At 70.1% G+C, this 25,276-nt stretch carries 24 protein-coding genes and 2 tRNA genes; 13 read left to right on the forward strand and 13 right to left on the reverse strand.

The window, feature by feature from the left end; all coding sequences use genetic code 11:
• Positions 1-108 precede the first annotated feature (108 nt).
• The 11 genes from mnhG to M3N57_06760 all read right to left on the reverse strand — a co-directional run bounded on the left by mnhG (position 109) and on the right by M3N57_06760 (position 7,350).
• The gene (gene mnhG, locus M3N57_06710) at positions 109-471 is read right to left on the reverse strand and encodes a monovalent cation/H(+) antiporter subunit G (protein MDP9022380.1); all 363 of its coding nucleotides are present in this window, start codon (positions 469-471) and stop codon (positions 109-111) included.
• Positions 468-725 (reverse strand): monovalent cation/H+ antiporter complex subunit F, encoded by a 258-nt coding sequence (locus M3N57_06715; GenBank protein MDP9022381.1) that lies wholly within the window; start codon positions 723-725, stop codon positions 468-470. The genes mnhG and M3N57_06715 overlap by 4 nt, the downstream gene beginning before the upstream one ends.
• A complete protein-coding gene (locus tag M3N57_06720) occupies positions 722-1,243 on the reverse strand; it encodes a Na+/H+ antiporter subunit E (GenBank protein MDP9022382.1) in 522 nt (173 codons plus the stop codon). The genes M3N57_06715 and M3N57_06720 overlap by 4 nt, the downstream gene beginning before the upstream one ends.
• A complete protein-coding gene (locus M3N57_06725) occupies positions 1,240-2,703 on the reverse strand; it encodes a Na+/H+ antiporter subunit D (GenBank protein MDP9022383.1) in 1,464 nt (487 codons plus the stop codon). The genes M3N57_06720 and M3N57_06725 overlap by 4 nt, the downstream gene beginning before the upstream one ends.
• A complete protein-coding gene (locus M3N57_06730; GenBank protein ID MDP9022384.1) occupies positions 2,703-3,104 on the reverse strand; it encodes an NADH-quinone oxidoreductase subunit K in 402 nt (133 codons plus the stop codon). The genes M3N57_06725 and M3N57_06730 overlap by 1 nt, the downstream gene beginning before the upstream one ends.
• On the reverse strand, positions 3,101-5,848 hold the full coding sequence (locus tag M3N57_06735; GenBank protein ID MDP9022385.1) for a DUF4040 domain-containing protein: 2,748 nt from the start codon (positions 5,846-5,848) through the stop codon (positions 3,101-3,103). Before M3N57_06735 ends, M3N57_06730 begins: the two co-directional genes overlap by 4 nt.
• 214 nt (positions 5,849-6,062) lie before the next feature.
• Entirely contained in the window at positions 6,063-6,305 is a 243-nt protein-coding gene (locus M3N57_06740) for a hypothetical protein (protein MDP9022386.1), read from the reverse strand.
• Positions 6,298-6,561, reverse strand: coding sequence for a hypothetical protein (locus tag M3N57_06745; protein MDP9022387.1), 264 nt, complete (start codon positions 6,559-6,561; stop codon positions 6,298-6,300). The genes M3N57_06740 and M3N57_06745 overlap by 8 nt, the downstream gene beginning before the upstream one ends.
• Positions 6,551-6,730, reverse strand: coding sequence for a hypothetical protein (locus M3N57_06750; GenBank protein ID MDP9022388.1), 180 nt, complete (start codon positions 6,728-6,730; stop codon positions 6,551-6,553). The genes M3N57_06745 and M3N57_06750 overlap by 11 nt, the downstream gene beginning before the upstream one ends.
• A gap of 75 nt (positions 6,731-6,805) precedes the next feature.
• The gene (locus M3N57_06755) at positions 6,806-7,036 is read right to left on the reverse strand and encodes a hypothetical protein (protein ID MDP9022389.1); all 231 of its coding nucleotides are present in this window, start codon (positions 7,034-7,036) and stop codon (positions 6,806-6,808) included.
• Positions 7,037-7,038: 2 nt separating this feature from the next.
• On the reverse strand, positions 7,039-7,350 hold the full coding sequence (locus M3N57_06760) for a hypothetical protein (GenBank protein ID MDP9022390.1): 312 nt from the start codon (positions 7,348-7,350) through the stop codon (positions 7,039-7,041).
• 160 nt (positions 7,351-7,510) lie between these two features.
• On the opposite strand from M3N57_06760, the gene M3N57_06765 reads away from it, so the two are divergent.
• Positions 7,511-7,584 (forward strand) — tRNA-Gly (locus M3N57_06765).
• A gap of 116 nt (positions 7,585-7,700) precedes the next feature.
• Here the strand turns inward: M3N57_06765 and M3N57_06770 are convergent.
• Positions 7,701-7,777, reverse strand: a tRNA-Pro gene (locus tag M3N57_06770).
• A gap of 162 nt (positions 7,778-7,939) precedes the next feature.
• Here M3N57_06770 and tig point away from each other — a divergent pair.
• From tig to radC, 7 genes are all read left to right on the forward strand, one after another.
• The gene (gene tig / locus M3N57_06775) at positions 7,940-9,427 is read left to right on the forward strand and encodes a trigger factor (GenBank protein ID MDP9022391.1); all 1,488 of its coding nucleotides are present in this window, start codon (positions 7,940-7,942) and stop codon (positions 9,425-9,427) included.
• Between the two features lie 89 nt (positions 9,428-9,516).
• Positions 9,517-10,107 carry an ATP-dependent Clp protease proteolytic subunit gene (locus tag M3N57_06780; GenBank protein MDP9022392.1) on the forward strand — a complete coding sequence of 197 codons (591 nt, stop codon included), beginning with the start codon at positions 9,517-9,519 and terminating at the stop codon, positions 10,105-10,107.
• Between the two features lie 118 nt (positions 10,108-10,225).
• Entirely contained in the window at positions 10,226-11,497 is a 1,272-nt protein-coding gene (clpX, locus tag M3N57_06785) for an ATP-dependent Clp protease ATP-binding subunit ClpX (protein MDP9022393.1), read from the forward strand.
• Between the two features lie 98 nt (positions 11,498-11,595).
• Positions 11,596-14,325 (forward strand): valine--tRNA ligase, encoded by a 2,730-nt coding sequence (locus M3N57_06790; protein ID MDP9022394.1) that lies wholly within the window; start codon positions 11,596-11,598, stop codon positions 14,323-14,325.
• The gene (locus tag M3N57_06795; GenBank protein ID MDP9022395.1) at positions 14,322-15,632 is read left to right on the forward strand and encodes a bifunctional folylpolyglutamate synthase/dihydrofolate synthase; all 1,311 of its coding nucleotides are present in this window, start codon (positions 14,322-14,324) and stop codon (positions 15,630-15,632) included. Before M3N57_06790 ends, M3N57_06795 begins: the two co-directional genes overlap by 4 nt.
• A 1,137-nt stretch (positions 15,633-16,769) precedes the next feature.
• Complete coding sequence (gene ndk / locus M3N57_06800; protein ID MDP9022396.1) at positions 16,770-17,186, forward strand: nucleoside-diphosphate kinase; 417 nt, start codon at positions 16,770-16,772, stop codon at positions 17,184-17,186.
• A 139-nt stretch (positions 17,187-17,325) separates the two neighbouring features.
• A complete protein-coding gene (radC, locus tag M3N57_06805) occupies positions 17,326-17,832 on the forward strand; it encodes a DNA repair protein RadC (GenBank protein MDP9022397.1) in 507 nt (168 codons plus the stop codon).
• Between the two features lie 11 nt (positions 17,833-17,843).
• On the opposite strand, the gene M3N57_06810 is transcribed toward radC, so the two are convergent.
• Complete coding sequence (locus tag M3N57_06810) at positions 17,844-18,734, reverse strand: hypothetical protein (GenBank protein ID MDP9022398.1); 891 nt, start codon at positions 18,732-18,734, stop codon at positions 17,844-17,846.
• 189 nt (positions 18,735-18,923) lie between these two features.
• Here M3N57_06810 and M3N57_06815 point away from each other — a divergent pair, with 189 nt between their 5' ends.
• The 5 genes from M3N57_06815 (at position 18,924) to rodA (ending at position 24,830) form a co-directional block, all read left to right on the forward strand.
• Positions 18,924-19,922 carry a rod shape-determining protein gene (locus M3N57_06815; GenBank protein MDP9022399.1) on the forward strand — a complete coding sequence of 333 codons (999 nt, stop codon included), beginning with the start codon at positions 18,924-18,926 and terminating at the stop codon, positions 19,920-19,922.
• A 36-nt stretch (positions 19,923-19,958) separates the two neighbouring features.
• The gene (gene mreC / locus M3N57_06820; protein MDP9022400.1) at positions 19,959-20,909 is read left to right on the forward strand and encodes a rod shape-determining protein MreC; all 951 of its coding nucleotides are present in this window, start codon (positions 19,959-19,961) and stop codon (positions 20,907-20,909) included.
• A gap of 34 nt (positions 20,910-20,943) precedes the next feature.
• Positions 20,944-21,450: a rod shape-determining protein MreD gene (mreD, locus tag M3N57_06825; protein ID MDP9022401.1), complete on the forward strand. Its 507-nt coding sequence runs from the start codon at positions 20,944-20,946 to the stop codon at positions 21,448-21,450.
• 93 nt (positions 21,451-21,543) lie between these two features.
• Positions 21,544-23,571, forward strand: coding sequence for a penicillin-binding protein 2 (gene mrdA / locus M3N57_06830; protein ID MDP9022402.1), 2,028 nt, complete (start codon positions 21,544-21,546; stop codon positions 23,569-23,571).
• 77 nt (positions 23,572-23,648) lie between these two features.
• Entirely contained in the window at positions 23,649-24,830 is a 1,182-nt protein-coding gene (gene rodA / locus M3N57_06835; protein ID MDP9022403.1) for a rod shape-determining protein RodA, read from the forward strand.
• The last annotated feature ends 446 nt before the right edge of the window (positions 24,831-25,276 follow it).

Consider the following 25,276-nt stretch of genomic DNA (forward strand, 5'->3'; position numbering starts at 1 on the left):
GCCACCGTGAGCGCACCCAGGAACGCCGTCAGCACGCCGACGTCCTCGCACCCCGGATCACGTCAGCACGCCCACCTGCACCAGCACGACCAACCTCGAGCCGGGCGGTCACTCGCCGGATCCGTCCGACGGGCGGTCGGACTGGTCCTCAGCGAGGTCGTCCATGACCGCCGCCGACCCCATGGGCTCGCCGGCACGGTGGGCGGCGCGGGCGACCGCGTGCGCCGCGATCGGCGCGGTCGCGAACTGCAGCAGCAAGACGAGGGCCAGCTTCGCCGCGACGCCGGCTTCTCCGAAGTGCATGGCGGTGGCTGTCAGGACGATCAGCAGGCCGAACGTCGCCGGCTTGGTGGCGGCGTGCATCCGTGCGTAGACGCTCTCGAAGCGGTGCAGGCCCACACCAGCCAGCATCGCGAAGACGGAACTGGCCAGCAGCAAGGCTGCGACGAGGACGTCGATCACCCCGCTCACCGCCCGTGCTCGATGAACCGGGCCACGGCCACCGTGCCGACGAAGGCGAGCAAAGCGGTCACCACCATGAGGTCGAAGTTGGCCGCGGAGCGCCTCGCGACCGCGTGGATCGCGATGCCGTGGACGATGGCGATCAGCAGGGTGTCGAGGGCAACGACGCGGTTGGCCAGCGACCCGGGTCGCAGCAGGCGGGCGACACACAGCACACCGTCAACGGACACCATGATCGCGGCGACGACGATGGCGACGGTCATCGCTCGTCTCCCGTGTCACCGTCGAGCCGGGCGACCTCGTCGCGGGACCCGAACGCCCGGATCGCCAGCTCCTCCAAGCGTCGTACCTGGGAGCGCGCGTGGTCGGCGTCGCGGAAGTGCATCACGTGGATGTAGAGGCCGATGGGGTCGCGTTCGACGTCGACCGTGACCGTGCCCGGCGTCAGTGATATCGCGTTGGCGACGGTCGTGACGATCGCGTCGGAGCCGGTCCGTAGCGGCACCAGGACGATCGCCTCGCGGACGCGTTCCTCGGGCGTGACCACGTCCCAGGCCACGGCGACGCTCGCGGTGGTGAGGTTCCAGAGGAACGCCACCACGAAACGGACCATCGCGACGGGGCGGAGCAGCGGTCGCCACGCCGGCGTCCCCCCGTCGCCTGCCGCTACCGACACCGCCGAGCCGACCGCGAGACCGGCCAGGACCGTCCCTGGGCTGGCGTCGCGCCACAACGCCGTCCACGCCACTGCGAGCACCGCGACGATCCCGATCCGGTTCATCGCGGGAGCACGGCTTCGACGTAGCGTGCCGGTTCCAGAGCGTGCGCCGCCTCGACGCTGAGGTCGACCAGGGGGCCTGCCGACACCGCCACCGCGACGGTGGCGACGACGACCGCGACGGTGGTCGCTGTCATCGACCACGGCACGTCCTGGTGGTCGGTCGCCTCCGGGGCCTGGCCCCAGAACGCGCTGTTCCACACCTTCGACATCGAGAACAACGTCAGCACGCTGACCGCGAGGCTGACCGCCACGATCGCTCCTTGGTCCACATCGAGCCCCGCCTGGACGAGCGACAGCTTGGCGACGAACCCCGACAAGGGCGGGAAGCCGGCGAGGCTGAGCGCCAGAGCCGCGAACAGCACGGCGGTGACGGCGGTGCGTTGACTCAGACCACCCAGGTCGCGCAGGGCAGCCGTCCCGGTTCGCTGCTCGACCATCCCTCCGACCAGGAACAGCCCCGTCTTCACCAGGATGCTGTGGACGATGTAGAAGATCCCTCCAGCCAGGCCCGCCACCGTCAACAAGCCCAGCCCCATCACCATGTACCCGATCTGGCTGATGATCTGGAACGACAGGAGCCGCTTGATGTCGTCTTGTGCGATGGCGCCGAGCACCCCGACCACCATCGTCGCCCCGGCGATCACCAGCAGCAACGGCGACGGGGTGCCGAGGTCCACGAAGAGCAGCGTCTGGGTGCGGATCATCGCGTAGACACCGACCTTGGTCAGCAACCCGGCGAACACCGCGGTGATCGGTGTCGCCGCGGTGGGGTAGGCGTCGGGGAGCCACATGAACAGCGGGAAGATCGCTGCTTTCACCCCGAACACGATCAGGAGCAGCAGCCCCACCCCCGTGCGCAGTCCAGGAGGAAGACCGCCGACACGGTCGACCAGATCAGCCAGGTTCACCGTGCCGGTGCTGGCGTAGACGATCCCGACCGTGGCGATGAACAGCGTCGACGCCAGGAGCGAGATCACCATGTAGGTCATGCCGCTGCGGACCTGCGCGAGGGTCCCGCCCAGGGTGATCAGCACGTAGCTGGCGATCAGCGTGACCTCGAAAGCCACGAACAGGTTGAACAGGTCGCCCGCCAGGAAGCTGGCCGACACACCCGCAGCCAGCACCAGGTAGACGGCGTGGAAGGCGCGGGTCTCGTCGCGCGTGGTCGGATGGCCGATCGCGTACAGCAGGACCACCAGCAGCACCACGGCCGAGACCGTGAGCATGATCGCTGCCAACGGGTCGGCCACCAAGGTGATGCCGAACGGGGCCGGCCACGCACCGACCTGCAGGACCGAGGTCCCTTCCACCCGGACCTGAACCAGCAGGCGGGCCGTCGCCGCGAGCACGACCGACAGGGACACGACGCTCAGCGACCGTTGCGCCAACGGACGTCGCCGCAGGACGATGGAGACCCCGGCGCTTGCCAGCGGGACGAGGATCGGGATGGCGATCAGCATCACGCCACCTCCTCGTCGCCGCCCTCGCGGGCGATCCGTTGGTCCTCGAGGTCGTCACGGACCAGGTCGTCGTGCGTCAGCAACCAGGTGCGCCGCGACAGCGCCAGCAGGAACGCCGTGACCCCGAACGTGATGACGATCGCGGTGAGCGCCAGCGCCTGGGGGAGCGGGTCGCTGACCTGGGCGGTCGCGGCCGTGGCGTCGTCGAGCGGCGACGAGCCCGGTGCGACCTCGACCAGCGGAGGGCTGCCGGGGGCGCCACCGGCCAGGAGCAGGAGCAGGTTCGCACCGTGGCTGAGCACAGCGATCCCGATCACGACCCGGGTCAGGGTCCGCTGCAGCACCAGGTAGGTGCCGGCCGCGAACAGCGCCCCGATCACCAGCGCGTGTGTGAGGATCACCCGCCCGGCTCCTGTCCGAACGCCTGCAGCGCGTTGGCGATGAACCCGACCACGATCAGGTACACGCCGGCGTCGAAGGCCAGCGTGGACGAGACCTTGACGTGGTGGACGATGGGGGCCGTGAACGCCCAGGTGGTCGCGTCCAGGAACGTCTCGCCCCACCACCAGCCGGCGACCGCGGTCCCGACCGCGACCAGGAGCCCGACCGCCACGACACCCGGCGCGCTGAGCGGGAGGGCGTTGCGGACGGCGAGCGGGCCCCGCGCGACGTAGCGGAGGATCAGCGCCGCCCCCGCGACCAGCCCTCCGACGAAGCCTCCCCCCGGATGGTTGTGCCCGGCGACCAGGAAGTAGATCGAGACGAGGAGCACCGCCGGGTAGATCGCCCGGATGGTTGTCTCGGCGATCAGGGAACGTTCCTCGTCGGGGAACAGAGGCCGCATCCGGGGCCGCGTCTCGTCGGTCGACGGGTGACGCAGGATCCCTGCGATCCCCAGCGCCGCGACGACGAGCACGGTGATCTCACCCAGGGTGTCGAGCGCTCGGAAGTCCACCAGGATGACGTTGACGACGTTCTTCCCCTCCGCCTCCGGCAGAGCACGGGCCAGGTACTCGGAGGCGATGCCCGGGGGATGATCGACCGTGGACGCCACGACGGCCAACGCCATCACGAACAGGCCGACGGCTGCGGAGATGGCGAACCGTCCGACCCGCCCGAACGCCCACCGCGGCGGGGTGAAGGTCTCCGGGAGGTGCCGCAGGACGAGGACGAACAGCAGCACGGCGACCGTCTCGATCAGCACCTGGGTCAGCGCCAGGTCGGGGGCGCCTTGCAGCAGGAACAGCACCGCCATGCCGTACCCGACGGCGCCGAGGAACAGCAGCGCGACGAACCGGCGGTGCGTCAGCGTCAGCCCCACGGCTGCAGCGACGAGCGGGGCGGCCACCACGACCTGCAGGGCGGGTGCGGTCCCCGACACCGAGCGTTCCCACGCCGGACCGGTCAACAGGCCGGCCGAAGGAACCGCGACCGCCGTCACCGCGATCATCGCCACGTACACCGGGAGCGAGCCGTTCTGGACCACCGCGGTCACGCGCGTCGCAGATCGCACGGTGGCCGCCACCACCGCACGGAAGACCGCCCCTGCCTCCGGCAGGCGCGGCAGGCGCCGCAGCGCAGCGGTGACCGTGCCGGTCGCCGCGTACATGGCGACACCAGCCGCGATCGCGATCACCGACAGCGCCAACGCGGGGTTGAACCCCGCCCAGAGCTTCAGTTCGGCGTCGGTGTCCAACCCCAGCGATTCCGTGGCGATCGACACGACCTCCCCGGCCGCATGTGCTCCCAGTCCTGCCACGACCGACACCACCGTGAGCAGCAGGATGGGGGTCAGCGACAACCATCCGGCTTCGTGCTCAGGACTGGTCACCTCGCCGACCGGGCCACGCTCCAGGTCGCGGTCGGTGAGGCCTCCGAGCAGGAACCGCAGGCTGTAGGTGACCGTCAGCGCGAAGGTCCCCACGACCGCGGCGACGGCGAACTTCGCCCACCCCACGCCGACGTGCAGCAGCTCCTTGAGGACGGCTTCGTGCGCGACGTACCCGAGCAGCGGCGGGATCCCGAGCATCGACGCACCGACCAGGACCGCGCCGCCTGCGGTCAGCGGCATCGCACGGGCGACGCCACGCAACCGCCGCAGGTTGCGGCTCCCCGCAGCGTGGTCGATGTTCCCCACCACCATGAACAGCGGGGCCTTGTACAACGCATGCGCGACCAGGACGGCCACACCGGTGTAGGACAGAGCCGGGATGCCGGGACCCAGGAGCGCCGTCATCAGTCCCAGCTGGCTGATGGTGCCGTAGGCCAGGAGGAGCTTGAGGTCGTCCTGACGGAGTGCGCGGACCGCGGCGAACACTGCGGTGGCCAGCCCGATCCCCACGGTCAGCGACCGCCACACGACAGCCACCGCCAGGACGGGAGCGAGCCTGGCGATCAGGTACACGCCAGCCTTCACCATGGTGGCAGAGTGCAGGTAGGCGGAGATCGGCGTGGGGGCGACCATCGCTGCGGGCAGCCACCCGTGGAACGGCGCCTGCGCCGACTTCGTGAACGCTCCGACCAGGATCAGCAGCGCCGCCCCGGTGGTCGCCGGCCCTGCCGCGCCGGCGCTGAGTTCGCTCAGGCGGTACGTGCCGGCCGCCTGCCCCAGCACCACGAACCCGGCCAGCATGGTGAAGCCGCCGACGACCGTCACGAACAGTGCGTGCTGCGCCGCTTCCCGCGCGTCGGCATCCGTCCCGTCCCCGGCGATGAGCACGTACGACGTGAGCGACGTCAGCTCCCAGAACACGTACAGGACCAGGAGGTGGTCGGCCATGACCAGGCCGAGCATGGCGGCTGCGAAGCCGGTCAGCGCGGCCGCCACACGCCCCGCGTCGGCCGTGCCGTGGAAGTACTCCGCGCTGTAGACGAAGACCAACGTTCCGATGCCCGCGACCAGCAGCACCATCAGCGCACCGAACGCGTCGACGCGGAGGTCGACGGCCAGGTCCAGCCCGGTGACCCAGGCCCAGCGCTCGTGCAACGAGACGCCCGCGACCAGGTCGCGGGCGTGGACACCCAACCACGCCAGCGCGCTGAGCGGGGCGATGGCGGCGACGAGGAAGGTGCCGCGGCCGAGCCTCCGACCCAGGACCGGAGCCACCGCGGCCACGGCCGCGTGCACGAGCAGCACGCTCGTCACAGCTGACGACCGCCTCTGGCCCGCCAGGCGGACTCGTGGTGATGCACACTCGTTTCCTGAGGGCTCGGAACGGTCCGGCGGCGCCGACGTCGGCTGATCATGTCCGCGCTACGGCGGACGCGATCGAGAGGGTCGTACCCTATCCCGGTCGGTTCATCCCGACGGTCGGGCCCGTCCCTTCAGGTCGTGTCCGGACGCTGCATGCCCGTCGCGATCAGGAGCCGACGCGGTCGGCCGGGTCCACGGCCTCATCCAGGGTCCGGTTCAGCCGGTGCAGGGCCGCGCCGGCGTTGGTGAGCTGGGTCTCGATGGCCCGGACGCCGGCCGTGATCCTCCCCACGGTCGATGCGATGCTGCGCAGCGTCCTGGTCAGCAGCGCCAGACTGAGGGCGACCGTCGCGAGCAGCGCGACGCCTTCTGCCACGACAGGAGCGGCTGGTCTCCCGCGGTCAGCCATGGCTACTCCGCAGGGCGTCACGGAGCTGGCCGGCGATGGCGGCCGTCTCCTCCAGCATCCACACGGTCGCCGTGTTGCTGGCGACCTGCTTGCCCATCAGCCAGACATCGGTCATCTCGGCGTCCAGCTCTTTGGCGTGCCGCCATATCGCACCGAGCAGACCCCCGACGGTCCCGACGACGGCCAAGCCACCGAGCGCGCCGAGCCAGCCACCGGATGCTGCGACCACCGCTGCCCGCTCCGCCTCAGCGGCCATGCAGCTGCTCCACGACGGCCCGCAACCTCCGGTTGGTGTCGCCGACCTTCCACAACGGTTCGGTGGTGCTGCGCACCGCGTCGAGATCGTGCTCGATCGTCCTCGCCAGGTCACGCAGGGACTTGGTCAGGTTCAAGGCGTACGCGAGGAGGATCGCGACGATCGCCACGCCCGCACCGGACCAGGCCACAGCCCTTCGACCCCCCGACCCATCAACGCGTTCCATGCTGTGCCTCCGTCGCGCTCAGCGCCCCGCCAGCGCGTCCTCCAACTCGCCGAGAGCATCGTTCACCCCGCGGACGCCAGGATCGATCACGGCTGCGCCGCCTGCGATCCGTCTGAGCACTGCGTCGAGGTCCTCGAGCCTGCTGCGGATCCGCCACAGTAGACCAGCGATCGTTACCAGCGCACCCGCGACGCTCGCGGCGAGCAGACCGGCGGTGATCGCCGTGGCCCGCGCTCCGTGTTGTCTCACCGTCACTCTCCCGCTTCGGCGCTGCGCCCCGGCCCGCCACGACGCGGTGCTGGCTGCGGTGTCTGGGCGTCCCTCTGCTGTTCGGCGAGCTCACGGAGCAGGTCGCGTGTCTGCTGTAGCCGACCGAACTCCCCGACGGAGTCCTCGATGCCGTAGGTCGCCTCGAGGATGTCGTCGGCGTACCGGACGATCTGGTACGCCGAGGCGATGAGCTCCTTGGCGAGGAACGCCACGACCGGGATCGTCAGACCCAAAGCGACCGGCGTCACCGACCAGAAGGCGCCTGCAGAGGCGGTCGTCCGCCGGATCGCCATATCATCCCAGGTGGCGTGGTGTCTGTGTGGTGGCGGCAACTGTAGTGACGCGGTCGTGCCCCCGGCAACGGGCTCTGCGTTGTCGGTGTCTGGAGGTGGCCACACTGGTCCCAAGCACCGCCGAGGCGTACCCTGCGACGGCCACGCGGCTACGCGACCTGCGGCGGTAGCTCAATGGCAGAGCCTCGCCCTTCCAAGGCGATGACGCGGGTTCGACTCCCGTCCGCCGCTCCACGCTGAACGAGCTCGATCATCCCCCAACAGCGCCCACGATGACGGGGTGTCATCTTGCCGCCCCAACGGTCACCGTGTGGGGTGACCGTGCGGGGTGACCGTGTGGGGCGACCGTGTGGTCGGGGCGGCCGGATTCGAACCGGCGGCCTCGTGCTCCCAAAGCACGCGCGCTGCCAAGCTGCGCCACGCCCCGCACGGACGCGAGCGTACCGGCCCCGGTACCGTGCCAGGGCGCGGATCCGCACAGGCGCAGCGCCACTGGCCGTCACGACGTTGCCCCGCTGACACCGGCGGGCCACATCGCGCCCGCACCACACCCCGCACCACACCCCGCACCACACGAGGACCGACACCGATGAAGACCACCCTGGAGCGACTCGGCGACACGACCGTGAAGCTCACGGTGGAGGTCGAGCCCGAGCGCGTGAGCAAGGCGTTCGACGAGGCGGCCCGCGACATCTCGCAGCAGGTGGAGATCAGGGGGTTCCGCAAGGGCAAGGCTCCGCGCCGCCTGATCGAGGCGCGCCTCGGCAAGGGCGTGATCGCCCAGCACGCGATGGAGGAGTCGCTGTCGGCCTTCTACGCCGAGGCGGTCCGCGAGGAGCACCTCGCCCCGGTGGCCCCACCGGAGATCGACGTGCAGACCTTCACCGAAGACGAGGGATGCGCCTTCGAAGCGACGGTCGAGGTCCGCCCCCAGATCGACCTGCCCGACCACGAAGGGATCGAGGTCACCTTCCCCGAGTGGGACGTCACCGACGAGGAGGTCCGCGACCGGCTCGACGACATGCGTCAGCGGTTCGCCGAACTCGAGGAGGTCGACCGCCCCGCCGCGGTCGGCGACTACGTCACGATCGACCTGTCGGTCTTCAAGGACGGCGAGCCGATCGAAGGCGCCGCCGCCGAGGACGCGTTCTACGAGGTCGGTTCCGGGGGTGTCACCCCCCGACTCGACGAGGAGCTCGCCGGAGCGGCGACCGGCCACATCCTGAACTACACCGACCAGCTGCCCGACACGTACCCGGAGCACGGCGGCGAGGAGGTCGAGTTCCGGGTCCTGGTCAAGGATGTCCGTGCCAAGACTCTGCCTGCACTGGACGACGACTTCGCGGCCACAGCGTCCGAGTTCGACACCTTGGCCGACCTCGAGGACGACGTCCGCCGCAGCCTGCGCCAGCGCCGGTACGCCAACGCCAGCCAGGAGCTGCGCGGCCGGGTCCTGGAGGCCTACCTCGCACTGGTCGACGTGCCCCTGCCCGAGGCGATGGTCCGGGCGGAGGTCGAGGGCCGCCTCGAGCAGCTCCAGCGGCAGGCCGACCAGTACGGGGTGGAGCTCGAGCAGCTGCTCGAGATGTACGGCACCGACCTCGACGACCACCGTGATCAGCTGGAAGACCAGGCGGCGCAGGCCGTGAAGGCGCAGCTGGTGCTCGAGGCGCTCGCCGAGCAGGAGGGCCTCACCGTCGACTCGGACGACCTCGAGACGGAGCTGATGCGCCACGCCAGCCGCCACCGCATCGAGCCGAGCCAGCTCGCCCAGCTGCTGCAGGAGCAGGGAACGATCGGGGCGCTGGTCGGCGACGTGATCCGCCGCAAGGCCCTGGACCTGCTGGTGGATGCTGCCCGCATCGAAGGCCAACCCTCCGAGGAGCTACGCCGGGAGCTGCTGGGCGAGCCCGCCGAGGCGTCGGCCGCCGACCCCGGCGCGTCGGTGGTGCCCCACGCCCCGTCACTCGGTGGGGAACAAGCCCCCGAGGAGATCGAGCGAGAGCCGGTCGATGTCGACCCGGAGTCGCCCGCCGTGGTCGTCGAGGGCGCCGCCAGGGACGTGGCCGACCAGTAGCGGTACGCTCGCCACCAGCCCCGAGACGGGGCAGTTCCGAGGAGGAGATCGCCGTGTCGTCCGAGGTCCTCAACTACCTCGTACCGGTCGTGGTGGAGCAGACCAACCGGGGCGAGCGCTCCTTCGACATCTACTCGCGGCTACTCAAGGAGCGCATCATCTTCCTGGGAACGCCGATCACCGACGAGATCGCCAACCTCGTGATGGCCCAGCTGCTGCACCTGGAGTCGGAGGACCCCGAGAAGGACATCGCGCTGTACATCAACTCCCCGGGCGGATCGATCACGTCGCTGTTCGCCATCTACGACACGATGGAGTACATCAAGCCCGACGTCACCACGATCTGCATGGGTCAGGCCGCATCGGCGGCCGCGGTGCTCCTGGCAGCCGGCGCGAAGGGGAAGCGCTTCGCGCTCCCGCGCTCGCGGGTCTTGCTCCACCAGCCACACGGCGGGACGGAAGGCCAGGCGGTCGACATCGAGATCCAGGCCAAGGAGATCCTGCGGATGCGGGACCTCCTCACCCACATCCTCGCGGAGAAGACCGGCCAGCCGGCCGAGCGGATCGCGAAGGATACCGACCGCGACTTCGTCCTCGATGCCCACGCCGCCAAGGAGTACGGCCTCATCGACGAGGTCATCAGCAGCCGCAGCACCCAGGAAGTCATCCAGGCGTCCTGAACCCGTCCCTGGGGGCGGCCCGCGTCGACGGTCTTCCAGCGACCGCAAACGGTGGCGGGTACGATGACCGCGGCCGATCTGTGAAGCCGATCCGTCAAGCGGAGGAGCAGGAGCCGCGATGGCCAAGTTCGGGGAGGGCGGCGACCTACTGAAGTGCTCCTTCTGTGGCAAGTCGCAGAAGCAGGTCAAGAAGCTGATCGCAGGTCCGGGGGTCTACATCTGCGATGAGTGCATCGATCTGTGCAACGAGATCATCGAAGAGGAGCTAGCGGAGCCGTCCGAGCTCAAGCTCGACCAGCTGCCCAAGCCCAAGGAGATCTTCTCCTTCCTCGACGACTACGTGGTCGGCCAGGACGCCGCGAAGCGCACCCTCGCGGTCGCCGTCTACAACCACTACAAGCGGATCCAGGTCGGGGCCGCCACCGGCGACGACGTCGAGCTGGCCAAGTCCAACATCCTCCTGCTCGGCCCGACCGGTTCGGGGAAGACCCTGTTGGCGCAGACCCTGGCGCGGATGCTCAACGTCCCGTTCGCGATCGCCGACGCAACGGCACTGACCGAAGCCGGTTACGTCGGCGAGGATGTCGAGAACATCCTGCTGAAACTGATCCAGTCGGCCGACTTCGACCTCAAGAAGGCCGAGACGGGGATCATTTACATCGACGAGGTGGACAAGATCGCCCGCAAGAGCGACAACCCGTCGATCACTCGTGATGTGTCCGGGGAAGGTGTCCAGCAGGCGCTGCTGAAGATCCTGGAGGGGACGGTGGCGTCGGTGCCGCCACAAGGGGGCCGCAAGCATCCCCACCAGGAGTTCATCCAGATCGACACGAGCAACGTCCTGTTCATCTGCGGCGGGGCGTTCGCTGGGCTCGAACGCATCATCGAGTCACGCATCGGGCGCAAAGGTGTCGGTTTCGGAGCCGACGTCCGCGGCCCCGGCGATCGTGACCTGGGGGCGGTGCTCGCACAGGTCCTGCCCGAGGATCTGGTCAAGTACGGGCTGATCCCGGAGTTCGTCGGCCGCCTGCCCGTGGTGTCGTCGGTGGATCCGCTCGACGTCGACGCGCTGGTGCGCATCCTCGTCGAGCCCAAGAACGCCCTGACCAGGCAGTACCAGCGCTTCTTCGACTTCGACGGGGTGGAGCTGCGGTTCGAGGACGACGCGCTGCAGGCCATCGCCGACCTGGCGATCCTGCGCCAGACCGGGGCGCGAGGGCTTCGGGCGATCCTCGAGGAGGTCCTGCTCAACACGATGTACGAGCTCCCTTCACGCGAGGACATCAGCCGCTGCGTCATCACGGCCGGTACCGTCCGCGACCGCGTCAACCCGACACTCGTGCCCCACGGCGGGACCGACCTCGACGAGCCGGCTGAGCGCTCCGCCTGATCGCGACCGGACCCCCCGTGTGACGCGGGTGCGCCCAGCCGTCGCGTGAACAGGGTGGCGCCCGGGACCCGTTACCACGCTCGGTACGCTGCCCCGCGATGAGTGAACGACTCGACGGCGACCGCCCCGCCCCTGCGCCTGTAGACGTCACGGCGAGCCGCGCCTACGCACCCGCCGAGGTCGAGGCGGCCGTGTACGAGGACTGGGAGCGGGCTGGCCTGTTCCATGCTGAACCAGGCGACCCCGGCGAGCCGTTCTCGATCGTGATCCCGCCTCCCAACGTGACCGGTTCGCTGCACATCGGCCACGCCCTGGACAACACCATCCAGGACGCGATCATCCGCCGCAAGCGGATGGAGGGCGCCAACGCCGTGTGGATGCCCGGCACCGACCACGCCGGTATCGCCACGCAGAACGTCGTCGAGCGGCAGCTGGAGGACGAGGGTCTCACCCGCCACGACGTCGGACGCGACGCCTTCGTCGCGCAGGTCTGGGAGTGGCGCGAGGAGTCGGGCGGGGTGATCCTGCGCCAGCTCCGTCAGCTGGGAGCGTCCTGCGACTGGGATCGTGAGGCGTTCACCTTCGACGAGCCGCGCTCCAAGGCCGTCCGGGAGGTCTTCGTCAGGCTGTACGAGGAGGGGCTGATCTACCGGGGGGACCGCCTGATCAACTGGTGTCCCCGGTGCCTGACGGCCCTGTCGGACATCGAGGTCGAGCACGAGGACGTCGAGGGTGAGCTCGCTCACCTGCGTTACCCGGCGAGCGACGGAGGGCCCGGCGTCGTCGTCGCGACCACCCGGGCGGAGACGATGCTCGGCGACACGGGCGTGGCGGTCCACCCCGACGACGAGCGTTACCGCGACCTGGTCGGCACGACGCTGACCCACCCGTTCCTCGACCGCGAGCTGGCGGTCATCGCCGACGACGCCGTCGATCCCGAGTTCGGCACCGGCGCCGTGAAGGTCACCCCGGCGCACGACCCGACCGACTTCGAGATCGGCGAGCGCCACGACCTCGACATGATCGACATCATGACCGACGACGGCCGCATCTCGCCGGCGGGCGGGCCGTTCGCCGGGCTCGACCGCTTCGAGGCGCGCCGGGCCGTCAAGGAAGCTCTCGACCGGGAGGGCCTCCTGGTTGGCTTGGAACGTCACGAGCACGCCGTCGGTCACTGCTCACGCTGCGCAACGATCGTCGAGCCGCGCCTGTCGCTGCAGTGGTTCGTGCAGGTGGGGCCACTGGCGGACGACGCGATCGCGGCGGTTCACGACGGGCAGGTCAGGTTCGTCCCCGGGCGGTTCACGAAGCCCTTCCTGGAGTGGCTCCGCAACCTGCACGACTGGTGCATCAGCCGACAGATCTGGTGGGGTCACCGCATCCCCGCGTGGTACTGCCCGGCCGGGCACGTCACCGTCTCCCGCGACGACCCCGACGCCTGCGTGCACTGCGGGGCGGGCAACCTCGTGCAGGACCAGGACGTCCTCGACACGTGGTTCTCGTCAGCGCTGTGGCCGTTCACCGTCTTCGGATGGCCGGACGACACGCCCGAGCTCGCCACCTGGTACCCGACGTCGGTCCTGGTCACCGGTTACGACATCAACACGTTCTGGGTCAGCCGGATGCTGATGATGGGCGTGCACTTCCTCGAGCGGGTGCCGTTCCACATCGTGCACAACCACGGCATGGTCCGCGACGAGCACGGCAAGAAGATGTCGAAGTCGTTCGGGAACGTCATCGACCCACTCGACTTCATCGACCGCTACGGCGCCGACGCGCTCCGCTTCGCGCTGTTCCAGCACTGCTCCCCCGGGCAGGACGTCCCGCTCGCCGAGGAGTGGGTGGAGGGCGCCCGCCGGTTCTCCAACAAGCTGTGGAACGCCGCCCGCTTCGCGCTGCAGACGATCGACGTGGACCGGCCGGGCGGCGGTGATGTCATCCCCGGCGAGCTGCCGTCCGGCGATCGTCTGGCACTCGAGGACCGCTGGATCCTGTCCCGCCTCGAACACTGCAGGAACACGGTGGACGCAGCCACTGCGGTGGGAACCTTCGAGTGGTCCCGCGCCGCCCAGCGGCTGTACTCGTTCGCTTGGGACGAACTCGCCGACTGGTACCTGGAAGCCAGCAAGGTCCGTCTCTACGGCGATGATCGCGACGCGCGACGCACCGCCCAGCAGGTCCTGGCTGCCGTGCTCGATGACCTGTTGCGGTTGCTGCACCCGTTCATGCCGTTCGTGACCGAGGCGCTGTGGCGATCGCTGACCGGGGCGGCCGGTGGCCGGCAGTCGCTGATGGTCGCGTCGTGGCCGGCGCCCCGCATGACGCGCGACCTCGCCGCCGAGGAGCGGTTCGCCGTGCTGCAGGACGTGGTCAGCGAGCTGCGGCGGTTCCGCTCCGATCACCACATCCCGCCCAGCCGACGGTTCCCGGCCACCGTGGCCACCGACCAGGCACAGCTGCTGACGCTCCTGGCACCGCTGATCTCGTCGCTGGCGGGCCTGTCACACGTCGAGGTCACCGCCGAACCCGGCGACACGGCCGGGACGACCCGTGTGGTGTTCCCGGCCGGAGAGGCGTACATCCCGCTGGCGGGTGTGATCGACGTGGACGGGGAACTCGCGCGGCTACGCCGGGAGCTCGACAACGCCCGCGGAGAGGTGGCACGCGCGCAGCGCAAGCTCGACAACGAGCAGTTCGTGCAACGGGCCCCGGGCGAGGTGGTCGAGCGGGAACGGACCAAGCTCGAGGACTGGCTGCGGGTCGTGGGCCAGGTCGAGGCGGAGATCGGCGAGCTGGAGACCGTCGCGGGGAGCGAAGCCGGACGGTGAGCTACGAGGACGCACTCCGCGACCTCCAGGAGCGGGTGCCCACCCGCATGGTCCCCGACGTGGACCGGATCACGGCGCTGGCGGAGCTGCTGGGCGATCCGCAAGCCACCTACCCGTCGATCCACATCACCGGCACCAACGGCAAGACCTCGACCGCGCGCATGGTCACGGCCCTGTTGGGGGCGCTGGGCATCCAAGCCGGGACGTACACCTCACCGCACCTGCAGACGATCCGTGAACGCATCCGAGTGGGGGGCCAACCGATCAGCAAGGACGACTTCGCCCACGTCCACCACGCGATCGCCCCACTGGTCGAGCTGGTCGACGCACGTGAGACCGGACGGGTCACCTACTTCGAGCTGCTGACGGCCATGGCGTACTGGTGGTTCGCTGATCACCCGGTCGACGTCGGCGTGTTCGAGGTCGGGATGGGTGGCAGCTGGGACGCCACCAACCTGATCAGGGGCGACGTCGCGGTGATCACCCCGATCGACCACGACCATCCCATCCTCGGTCAGACCCTCCCGGAGATCGCCCAGGAGAAGGCCGGGATCATCAAGTCGGGCGCCACGGTGGTCGTCGGTGAGCAGGACCCGGCCGTGTTCGACGTGATCCGGCGAGCCGCCGAGCAGCACGACGCCCGCCTGTTGCTGGCCGGCACGGACGTGGCGGTGGACGACCGACGCCGCGCTGTGGGGGGACAGAGCCTGGATCTGCGCACGCCCAGTCGCCGGTACGCCGACGTCATGCTGCCGCTGCACGGTGCGCACCAGGCCGACAACGCAGCGCTGGCGCTGGGCGCGGTCCACGCCCTGCTCGGTGACCTGGAGGCGGTCGGCGACGACGTGGTGCGCGAGGCGCTCACTGCCGTGGAGGTGCCTGGCCGCCTGGAGATCGTGCACCGACAGCCCACCGTCCTGCTCGACGGAGCGCACAACCCAGCCGGCGCGGCCCGTGCCGCCGAAGCCGTCGTTGAGGCGTTCGCGTTCCGAGACGTGATCCTCGTGGTCGGGTGCCTGAGCGACAAGGACGCCCACGGCATCCTGCGCCCGTTCCGTGGCCTGGCCAGCCACGTGGTGGTGACGCCGCCGCCGTCTGACCGGGCCACCCCGATGGCCGACCTGGTGGCCGCCGCGGAGGCGGTGTGGGCTGACACATCCGTCGCAGTGGAGACGGGCGGCACCCTCGTGCGAGCGCTCGAGAAGGCCACCGGCGTGGCCGGCCCCGACGATGCGGTGTTGGTGACCGGCTCGCTGTACCTGGTCGGTGCTGCTCGTGACGTCTACGTCCCCGCCGACGCCGACTGAACTGCGCTGCGCGCGTCGACGCCTACGGGCTCGTTGTCTGACCGGCGCAGAAGCTGCTCAGGACATCCCCGAACGGCTCTTCGGTCACGTGGGCCTGTAGCAGCGCCAAGTGGACGCTGGCCCTGTCCGGACACGGCGGTTCAGGCGCAGGCGGAGGCGGGTGGGCACGCGGCACCGCCTGCTCCGGAGCCGGCGTGTGTGGTCGCGACGGGGCTGTCTGCGCGGCCTGCCGAGCGGGAGCCCGGGTGGCCGGCTTCGGCTTCGGCTTCGACGCCTGCGTCGCCGGCTGTCGTTGGAGGTTGCCATCTGGAGGGGGCGGTGGCGGTGGCGGAGGCGGTGGTGCTGGCGGTGGCGGCGGAGGCGGAGGCGGAGGCGGCGGTGGAGCGGTCTCGCGCGGTGGTGGCGGTGGGGCGGTCTCGCGTGGTGGTGGCGCGCTGTCGGGCTCGCGGAAGACCTGCGTCACCCACAAGGTCCCGCCACGACTTTCCACGCCGACGCCGACCTCGAGGAACGCCCGAGACAGGATGTTCGCGCGGTGGCTCGACGACGCCATGAAGGCGTTGTGGACGGTGCCCACGTCCGGTCCACGCCCGACGTTCTCGCCCAGGGATCGCCAGCAGCAGACCTGGCTGCTGATCGCGCCGTTGTGTGAAGCCTTGCCCTGATCAGCCATGCGCTTGCTGTGTCGGCGGGCCACGTCGCGTAGGTCCCCACGGACCGCCAGCGCAGGCAGCCCCCGCCGGCTGCGCTCGGCGTTGACCCGCCCGACGAAGTCACCCTCGGCGCCGGCGTCGAGGTCAGCGACCGCCGGGGCGGGAACGCCGACGAGTAGGGCCAGCATCGCGGAGAGTAGTGCGACCGTTCGGGCCAGGCCACGCACCGGGCGGGGCGTGGCGAGCGCCAGCAGTGGCTCTCCGTATCGGACCGTCCGACGCGTCGATGCGCCGGTCGCTGCGGTCATCTTCGCGTCGCGAGCGCGGGACCGTAGCAAGGTCACCGAACCGAGCGACGGAACCGTCGGTGCCTCGCGCGGTGGCCGCGCCCGGCCACGGACACGGCGCACGCCCGCTCGAGGTTGCCCCCAGCGGCCTCGCCTGCGAACCTCCCCACAACGGTGGCCGGCACGAGGAAACATGCGTGGTGGAGCAGACGCTGGTCCTGATCAAGCCCGACGGCGTCCAGCGGGGGCTGATCGGTGAGGTGATACGCCGGATCGAGGCCAAGGGGTACACGATCCGGGCGCTGCAGCTGCGCATCCTCGATCGGGGAACCGCCGAGGAGCACTACGCCGAGCATGCCGACAAGCCGTTCTTCTCCGAGCTGGTGACCTTCATCACGTCCGGGCCGCTCGTCGCCATGTGCGTCGAGGGCGAGGACGCCGTCCGGGGGCTGCGTCAGTTGATGGGCGCGACACACCCCCTGGAGGCGGCACCCGGATCGATCCGGGGCGACTTCGCCACCAGCATCGGGGAGAACATCGTCCACGGGTCGGACGCGGCGCAGAGCGCAGAACGCGAGCTGGCTCTGTTCTTCCCCGAGTCGTCTGACGACTGACAGCGCAGCCAACGCTGTGGTCGTCGCATCGCCGGACCGCCCGCGGTTTCCACAGGTCACCCCCGCCGCTGTTGCCGGGGCCCGAGCCGACCGCGACGGTGCGACGCCGGGAAGGAGCACCTCGCTGAGACCGCGCTCGATGACGTGGACCACCGGGCCCGACGCCGGGATGCTGAGGCTCGCCGACGATCGACCAGCTGCGAACGGCGACTGCCTCCGTTGCGCGGCGGAGGCGTCTCGGCATGCACGACTCGCCGATATCGACGAGCGGACCCAGGTCACGTCACCCGAGGATGCCGCCCGGATCGTCCTCGGCGAGCTGGCCGGTCGCGACCGTGAGCACTGCGTCGCGACGCTGCTGGACACCAAGCACCGGATCCTGTCGGTCGTGACCGTCAGCGTCGGCAGCGTCGACCACACCTTCATGCGACCGAGGGAGATCCTGCGCGACGCGCTCCTGGCCAACGCTGCCGCCCTGGTCCTCGCTCACAACCACCCGTCCGGCGACCCTGAGCCGAGCCGTGATGACGAGCTGGTCACCCGCCGGATCGTGCGGGCCGGCGAGGTGGTCGGGATCGACGTGCTCGACCACCTGGTGGTGGGCGGCGCTCGTTGGGTCAGCCTGGCGCGGCGGGGGCTGCTGTGACTGATCGGGGCTCAGCTGGCCGACGGGAACCACCGGGTGCGAAGCGGGAACAGGTAGTGGTCGGTGACGTGGTTGAGGACGCGACGAGCGTCCCCGAAGTGTTCAGCGGCCGTCTCGAGCAGCGCGACGGCCGCGGACGCCGACCTCGCTGTCCGCACCGCCTGCCGGTACCAGCGCGCGCCGAGGTCCTCCAGTAGCCCGACGGCGCCCCGGGCCGCGAGCGCCGTGAACAGCCGCTCAGCGGCCTGCGCGGGGTCACCGGTCGGGCCGACGGAGCGGGCGAGTCGTTCGATGTCCAGCGGGGCCAGGCCGCGGCGCGCGGTGTGGTCGGGGAACACCCCGGTCAGGAACAGCGCGACATCGCCGAGCCTGCGGTACACCCCCACGTGGGTCTCGTCGGGTAGGACGTCCAGCAGTCCCGCCAACCTCACCGGGTCGAGCTCGTTGTACCGGCGTCGGCGCAGGCCGTGACGGGTGCGGACGGTCAGCGCGCCGCTGGCGACGTGGGTGTAGGACGCCAGCAGCTCGGTGAGGAACAGCCGCATCCCGGGGCGGTCGAGGAGCGCGCGCAGCTCGTCGCTGGCGAACACCGGGAGCCGTTGCCGCGGGCCGACCCACTCCTGGACGTAGCGCACGGTCGCCATGTCGCGCCACGCTCGCGCCACCGCCACCCCGAACACCAGGAACGGTGACGCGCGGAGCACGTCGTCGACCGGGTCGGCAGGCTGGGCGAGGACCGCTTCGAACACCGGCTCGCTTGCCAGCAGGTCCTCGACCTGCTGGGGTCGCCGGCGCAGGTCGCTGGCGTCCGTGCCCGGCGCTGCGGCAGCGAGGAGCGCCAGGTCCCGTGCCGTGAGGTGCTCGAGGTAGGCCAGCCCCCGGGTCGTCGGGTCGGTATCCACGACGAGACCGTACCGCGACGCCGGCCGCATCGAGTACCGTTCGGTGGCGCAGCGGTGTCGCTGGTAGGCTCCGCCCGCCGACGGTGGGTGGCGCCCGTCGGTGGCGCCCGTCGGTGGCGTCCATCCCAGCGACCCTCAGGTACCGCCGTGGCCAACATCCCGCAGAGCTTGCAGGTCCTCGGACGTGACATGGCCGTCGATCTGGGGACCGCCAACACGCTGGTGTACGTCCGCGCGCGCGGCATCGTCCTCGACGAGCCGTCGGTGGTGGCGATCAATACCAAGAACGGCGCGATCCTGGCCGTGGGTTCCGAGGCCAAGCGGATGATCGGCCGCACGCCCGGTCACATCGTGGCGATCCGGCCGCTGAAGGACGGGGTGATCGCCGACTTCGACGTCACCGAGAAGATGCTGCGTTACTTCATCCAGGCGGTGCACCGCCGCCGTTTCCTCGCCAAGCCACGGGTGGTGGTCTGCGTCCCGTCCGGTATCACGGGGGTGGAGCAGCGCGCCGTGGAGGAGGCCACCATCCAGGCCGGCGCCCGCTCGGCGTACATCATCGAGGAGCCGATGGCCGCGGCCATCGGGGCTGGGCTCCCCGTCCACGAACCCGCGGGGAACATGGTGGTGGACATCGGCGGCGGGACGAGCGAGGTGGCGGTCATCTCCCTGGGGGGCATCGTGACCAGCCAGTCGATCCGCATCGGCGGCGACGAGCTGGACGACGCGATCATCTCCTACATCAAGAAGGAGTACTCCCTGATGCTCGGCGAGCGGACCGCCGAGGAGATCAAGATGGCGATCGGTTCGGCCTTCCCCCTGTCGGACGAGCCGCATGCCGAGATCCGCGGCCGCGATCTGGTGTCCGGCCTGCCGAAGACGATCATCGTGTCCGCCGAGGAGATCCGGAAGGCCATCGAGGAGCCGGTCAACGCCGTGATCGACGCGGTCAAGAACACCCTCGACCGCACCCCGCCCGAACTCGCTGCCGACATCATGGACAAGGGGATCGTGCTGACGGGCGGCGGCGCGCTGCTGAAGGGCCTCGACGAGCGGCTCAAGCACGAGACCGGCATGCCGATCCACGTCACCGACAACCCGCTCACGTCCGTGGCGATCGGCTCCGGGAAGTGCCTGGAGGAGTTCGAGGCGCTGAAGAAGGTCCTGATCTCCAGCTCCCGTCACTGACCCGTCCGGTGGTCCGACTCCTGTAGGACCCTTCGAATGTTCGATCGTCACCGCGCCCGCATCCTACTCGCGGTCCTGACGCTCGTCTCGCTCGTGCTCATCACGGTCGACGAGCGCGCGGGCCAGAGCGGGCCGCTGGCGCACGTGCGCGACGGGCTCGCGGCGGTGTTCGCACCGGTCCAGGATGGACTGGCGACCGTCGTCCGCCCGATCGGCGGAGTGGTCGCCGGGGTCGGTGACCTGCTGGAACTGCGGCAGGAGAACGCCCGCCTGCGGGCCGAGGTCGAGCAGCTGCGTGACCGGCGCGGGGCGTACGACGACGTCGCGCGCGAGAACCGCGCCCTTCAGGACCTGCTCGACATGCGCGACCGGCTGACGGCTCATAGCGACGAGTTCCGGTTCGCCGCCGCCCGGGTCATCGCCCTGGCACCGTCGAACATCGCCGAGTGGACCATCACGATCGACGTGGGCAGCCGGGACGGGATCACCCGTGACATGACCGTCATCAACGGTGACGGACTGGTCGGTCGGGTCGTGCAGGTGGCTCCGAGCGCGTCCCGCGTCCTGCTGGCGATCGACCAGAACTTCTCCGCCGCCGCGCGTATCGCAGCCACCGGGGAGCACGGGTTGGTCGAGGGCAGGGACACCGAGCCGATGAAGCTGGAGCTGCTCAACCCCGAGGCCGAGGTGGAGGTCGGCCACGAGGTCGTCACGTCCAGCTACAGCAACGCGACGTTCCCGGACGGCATCGTGATCGGTGCCGTGTCGTCCGAGCCGCCGGAGATCCCGGCACTGACCCTCACCGTCGACGTGACGCCGTACGTGGACTTCACCCGCCTGACCACGGTGCTGGTGATCCTGCGAGCGCCACCGCCCGACCCGCTGCCCGTGCCGACCCCCGGAACCCAGTCCACCAGCCCTCCCACGCCCATGGCCACGCCGACCGAAACGCCCACGCTCGACCCGACCCAGGGGCCCACACCGTGATCCGCCTGATCGGCCGCCTGGGAGGGTCAACCGCGTGATCCGCGTCGCCGTGACCGGCCTGCTGCTGTTCTCCGCGGCACTGCTGCAGACGACCGTCCTGCCGCATCTGTCGATCGCCGGCTACCGCCCGGACCTGCTGCTGCTGGTCACCGCGCTGTTCGCCTTCCGCGACGGCCCGGTCACCGGTGTGGTCCTCGGTTTCGCCGCCGGGCTGCTCAACGACCTGCTGCTCGTGCAGTCGGCACTGGGCCTGTCCGCCGTCGTGTTCACCGGGGTCGGGTACGCGGTCGGCGTCGTCCGGCCCTACCTGGCGCCGGCCTCGATCACCGCTCCCCTGGCGGTGGCGTTCGTCAGTGCGATCGTGGCCACCGCCGGGTACGGCCTGCTGTCGCGGCTCCTCGGCGATCCGCACTACACCGTGGCGCTGGTCGCGCAGGCCTCGCTGCTGGTCGGGCTGTACAACACGATGTTGACCCCGCCCGTCGTGGCGGTGGTGAGCGCGTTGTCGAGCCGCTTCCCACGCGAGCGCGTGGCACTTTGACCGGCGACCCGAGGCTGTGCGGCGCCGCCGGCGGGGAGCGGTGGTAGCGTTCCACCGATCTCTGTGACGCGACGCCCCGTCCGAAGAGCCACCATGGCCCAGCACGAGTCGTCGTCGGCGACCCTCCGTCTGACCCTGCTGACCCTCGTGGTTGCGGGGATGTTCGCGGCGCTGTTCTCGCGGCTGTGGTTCCTGCAGGTGCTCGCTGGCGACCGCTACGTCGAACTGGCCGACAGTAACCGGGTGCGCTGGGTGATCACCGCTGCGCCGCGCGGTCGCGTCCTCGACCGCGATGGCGAGCCTCTGGTGAAGAACCGTCCTGCTCTGACCGTCAGCGCCAACCGCAACCGACTCGTGGACGGCGACGGAGAGCCGCGCGACCACGAAGCCGAGCTCGTGATCTCACGCCTGAGCGCCCTGCTGGATATGACGCCCGACGAGATCGTCGAGGCCATCACCAACCGGAAGTACTCGCCGTTCCGCCCGACCCCGATCAAGAAGGACGTCGCCCCGGAAGTCATCTTCCAGATCAAGGAGCGCCAGGAGCACTTCGCGGGGGTGGACGCCGAGACCCTCCCCGTGCGGGTGTACCCGCAGGCGACCACGGCGGCGCACGTGGTGGGCTACCTGGGCGAGATCAGCGAGGAGCAGCTGGCGGCGGAGCGCTTCAGCGGGTACCGACTGGGTGATCTCGTGGGCAAGTCGGGCGTGGAGGCGGCCTACGAGGAGCACCTCCGCGGGGTGGAGGGACTGCAGCAACTCGAGGTGAACGCGCGAGGGGTCACGCTGGGGACGCTGGCGCAGCGCGCTCCCATCCCCGGTAACGAGCTGGTCACCACCCTGGACCTCGAGCTGCAACGTGAGGTCGAGCGCGTGCTCGAGGAGGGGATCGTTGCGAGCCGCGCTCAGATGCACCGCCAGAGCGGCCAGCACCTGAAGTCGGTCGCCGGGTCAGCGGTCGTCCTCGATCCGCGCAACGGCGAGGTCATCGCCATGGCGTCGTGGCCGACGTACGACCCCGGCCTGTTCGTCGGCGGGATCGACGCGCAGGCGTTCGACCGTCTCCACGACAAGGACAACGGCCTGCCGATCCTGAACCGTGCGATCCAGGGCGAGTACCCGCCAGGGTCGACGTGGAAGATCGTCTCGGCGGAGGCGGCACTCCAGGCGGGTCAGATCACCCCCCAGTCCACGCTGCCGTGCCCACCGAGGTGGGGATGGGGCAAGCGCAACTGGTACCCGCGGCACGATGGGACGATGGACGTCGCCCGGGCGCTGATGCGCTCCTGCGACACGTTCTTCTACGAACTGTCGTACGACCAGTGGCGCGCGGAGGAACAGCAGAAGAAAGCCGGTCAACCCGTCGACGAGCGCTACCAGGCCACGGCCCGGCAGTTCGGCTTCGGGGACCGGGTCGGCATCGACCTGCCCGGCGAACGTCCCGGTCGGGTCCCGGGGCGGGAGTGGAAGCAGAGTTACTGGGAGGAGATGCGCGACACCTACTGCCGCAAAGCGCAGGAGTTGCCCCCCGGGGAGTACGCGCACCGCTTGTACTCCGAACTGTGCAAGGAGGGGAACATCTGGCGCGGTGGCGACGCCGTCAACATGTCGATCGGGCAGGGCGACGTGCTGACCACCCCGCTGCAGCTCGCCACCGCGTTCGGGGCGGTCGCCAACGGTGGGAAGGTGTGGCGCCCGCACCTGGGCCTGGAGGTCCGCTCGCCCGACGGGAAAGAGACGCTGTGGCGGTACGAGCCGGAGACGGTGTCCGAGGTCGCCTTCGCACCGGGGCACCTGCAGGCGATCCGGAGAGGTCTCGAGATGGTCGTGCGAGAACCGCGCGGTACCGCCAACTACGCGTTCCGCAGCGGCGGCAACCCGTTCCCCCTCGATCAGATCCCCGTGGCCGGGAAGACCGGCACCGCCGAGGTCGGGGGGAAGCTGCCGTCGGCGTGGTTCGTCGCCTACGCACCGGCCAACGCCCCCCGGTACGTGGTCGTCGTGGCGGTCGAGGAGGGCGGTGGGGGGTCACAGACGGCCGCTCCGATCGCCCGACGCATCCTCGAAGCCGCCTTCGATCTGCCGGTGACCCCCTTCCGCGCTGGCGTCGCGACGGACTGACACGTGGGTCACGACGCCGCACACGAAGCTGGGTTCACGGCCGCTGACGCCGCTGGACCCGAGGAGGATCTCGCCTGATGGACGTCGGCTACTACGGCGCCGACCGCAACGAGCGGCTGGTGCGTGAGCGCATCCAGGCGAGCTGGATGGACGCCTACTCCCCGGCCCGCCATCTCGACGCGGTGCTCGTCCTGGCGGCGATGCTGCTCAGCAGCATCGGCATCGCGATGATCTACAGCGCGACGTACCACCGGCTGGAGTTGGCGGGGCTGCCGCCGGCGTCACTGGCGAACAAGCAGGCCGTGGCGCTGGGGATCGCCGTCGCGGTGATGATCGCCACGGCAGTCTTCGACTACCGCTACGTGCGGGCGTACGCACCGTTGCTGTACGCCGGTGCGATCTTCCTCCTGTTGGTCGTCCTGACGCCGTTGGGCAAGGCCGTGCACGGATCCCAGAGTTGGCTCGACCTCGGAGGGTTCCAGCTGCAGCCGTCCGAGTTGGCCAAGGTGGCGCTCGTCGTCGCGTTGGCTGCGCTGCTACACGAACGCAAGGCCGAGCCCGACCTCGCGGCGATCCTGGCGGCCGTCGGCCTGGTCGCGGTCCCCACGGGACTGATCCTGCTGCAGCCGGACTTCGGGACCGCCCTGGTGTTCCCATGGATCGCGTTCATCATCCTCCTGGTCGTCGGGACCCGAGCGCGGTACCTGGTTGGGCTGCTGGTCACTGCGGCGCTGGGGGTGGCCCTGGTCCTCAAGGCCGGGATGCTGGCCGACTACCAGATCGCGCGGCTGACCTCCTTCCTGGACGTCGGCAACAGCGAGCTGGCCAGGACCACGCTGTACAACACCAACCAGTCGATGATCGCGGTCGGGTCGGGGGGCTTCGCCGGGCGGGGCTTCCTCAAGGGCACCCAGACCAACCTGTCCTACGTCCCCGAGAACCACAACGACTTCATCTTCACCGTGGTCGGCGAGGAGTTCGGGTTCCTCGGCGCCACAGTGGTCCTCGGCCTGTTCGCCATCCTGCTGTGGCGTGGCGTGCGGATCACCGCTCTGGCCAAGGACACGTTCGGTCGTCTTGCGGCGGCCGGTGCGGTCGCGGTGCTGTCCATCCAGATGTTCGTCAACGTCGGTATGACGATCGGGATCACGCCGGTGACGGGGATCCCGCTGCCGTTCGTCAGCTACGGCGGAACGTCGCTGATCAGCTCGTTCCTGCTGGTGGGGCTCTTGCTCAACGTCCACATGCGTCGCTTCTGAGGGTCCTCGCCCCCGAACGTGCCTTCGGCCGCTCGTGCCACTGCCCGGCATCGGGGAGGTCCGGCTGGTAGCCTCCCCTATGGCCGAGCGCACCCTGCGGAGGTCCGCTGAAGCGCCGGCGCGAGGGAGCACACCGGACGTCGCCCCGGACGTCGCTGACACCGGGCACGCCCGCTGTCTCCGTCCCGCACCACGAGACGTCGGAGGCGCCCATGCCGCCCCGTGCCGCGAGCGCGGTGCAACAGTCCATCTCACTGTCGCCCCGACCGACTCCGGCGCTGCTCAACGAGCCGCGGTGCGACGGCCAGGCGCGTGGCGCAACCCCTGTCCCACCGCAAGTCACCACGGAACCGGCCCACGAGCGGCCGGAGCCTGCGGCGAGGCGCAAGCCGACCACCGGCCCTCTCTCGTCGCCGACCAAGTCACCGAGCGGCGCCCCGCCCGTC

The sequence above is a fragment of the Actinomycetota bacterium genome (genome assembly GCA_030776725.1).
Lineage (GTDB): Bacteria > Actinomycetota > Nitriliruptoria > Nitriliruptorales > JAHWKO01 > JAHWKW01.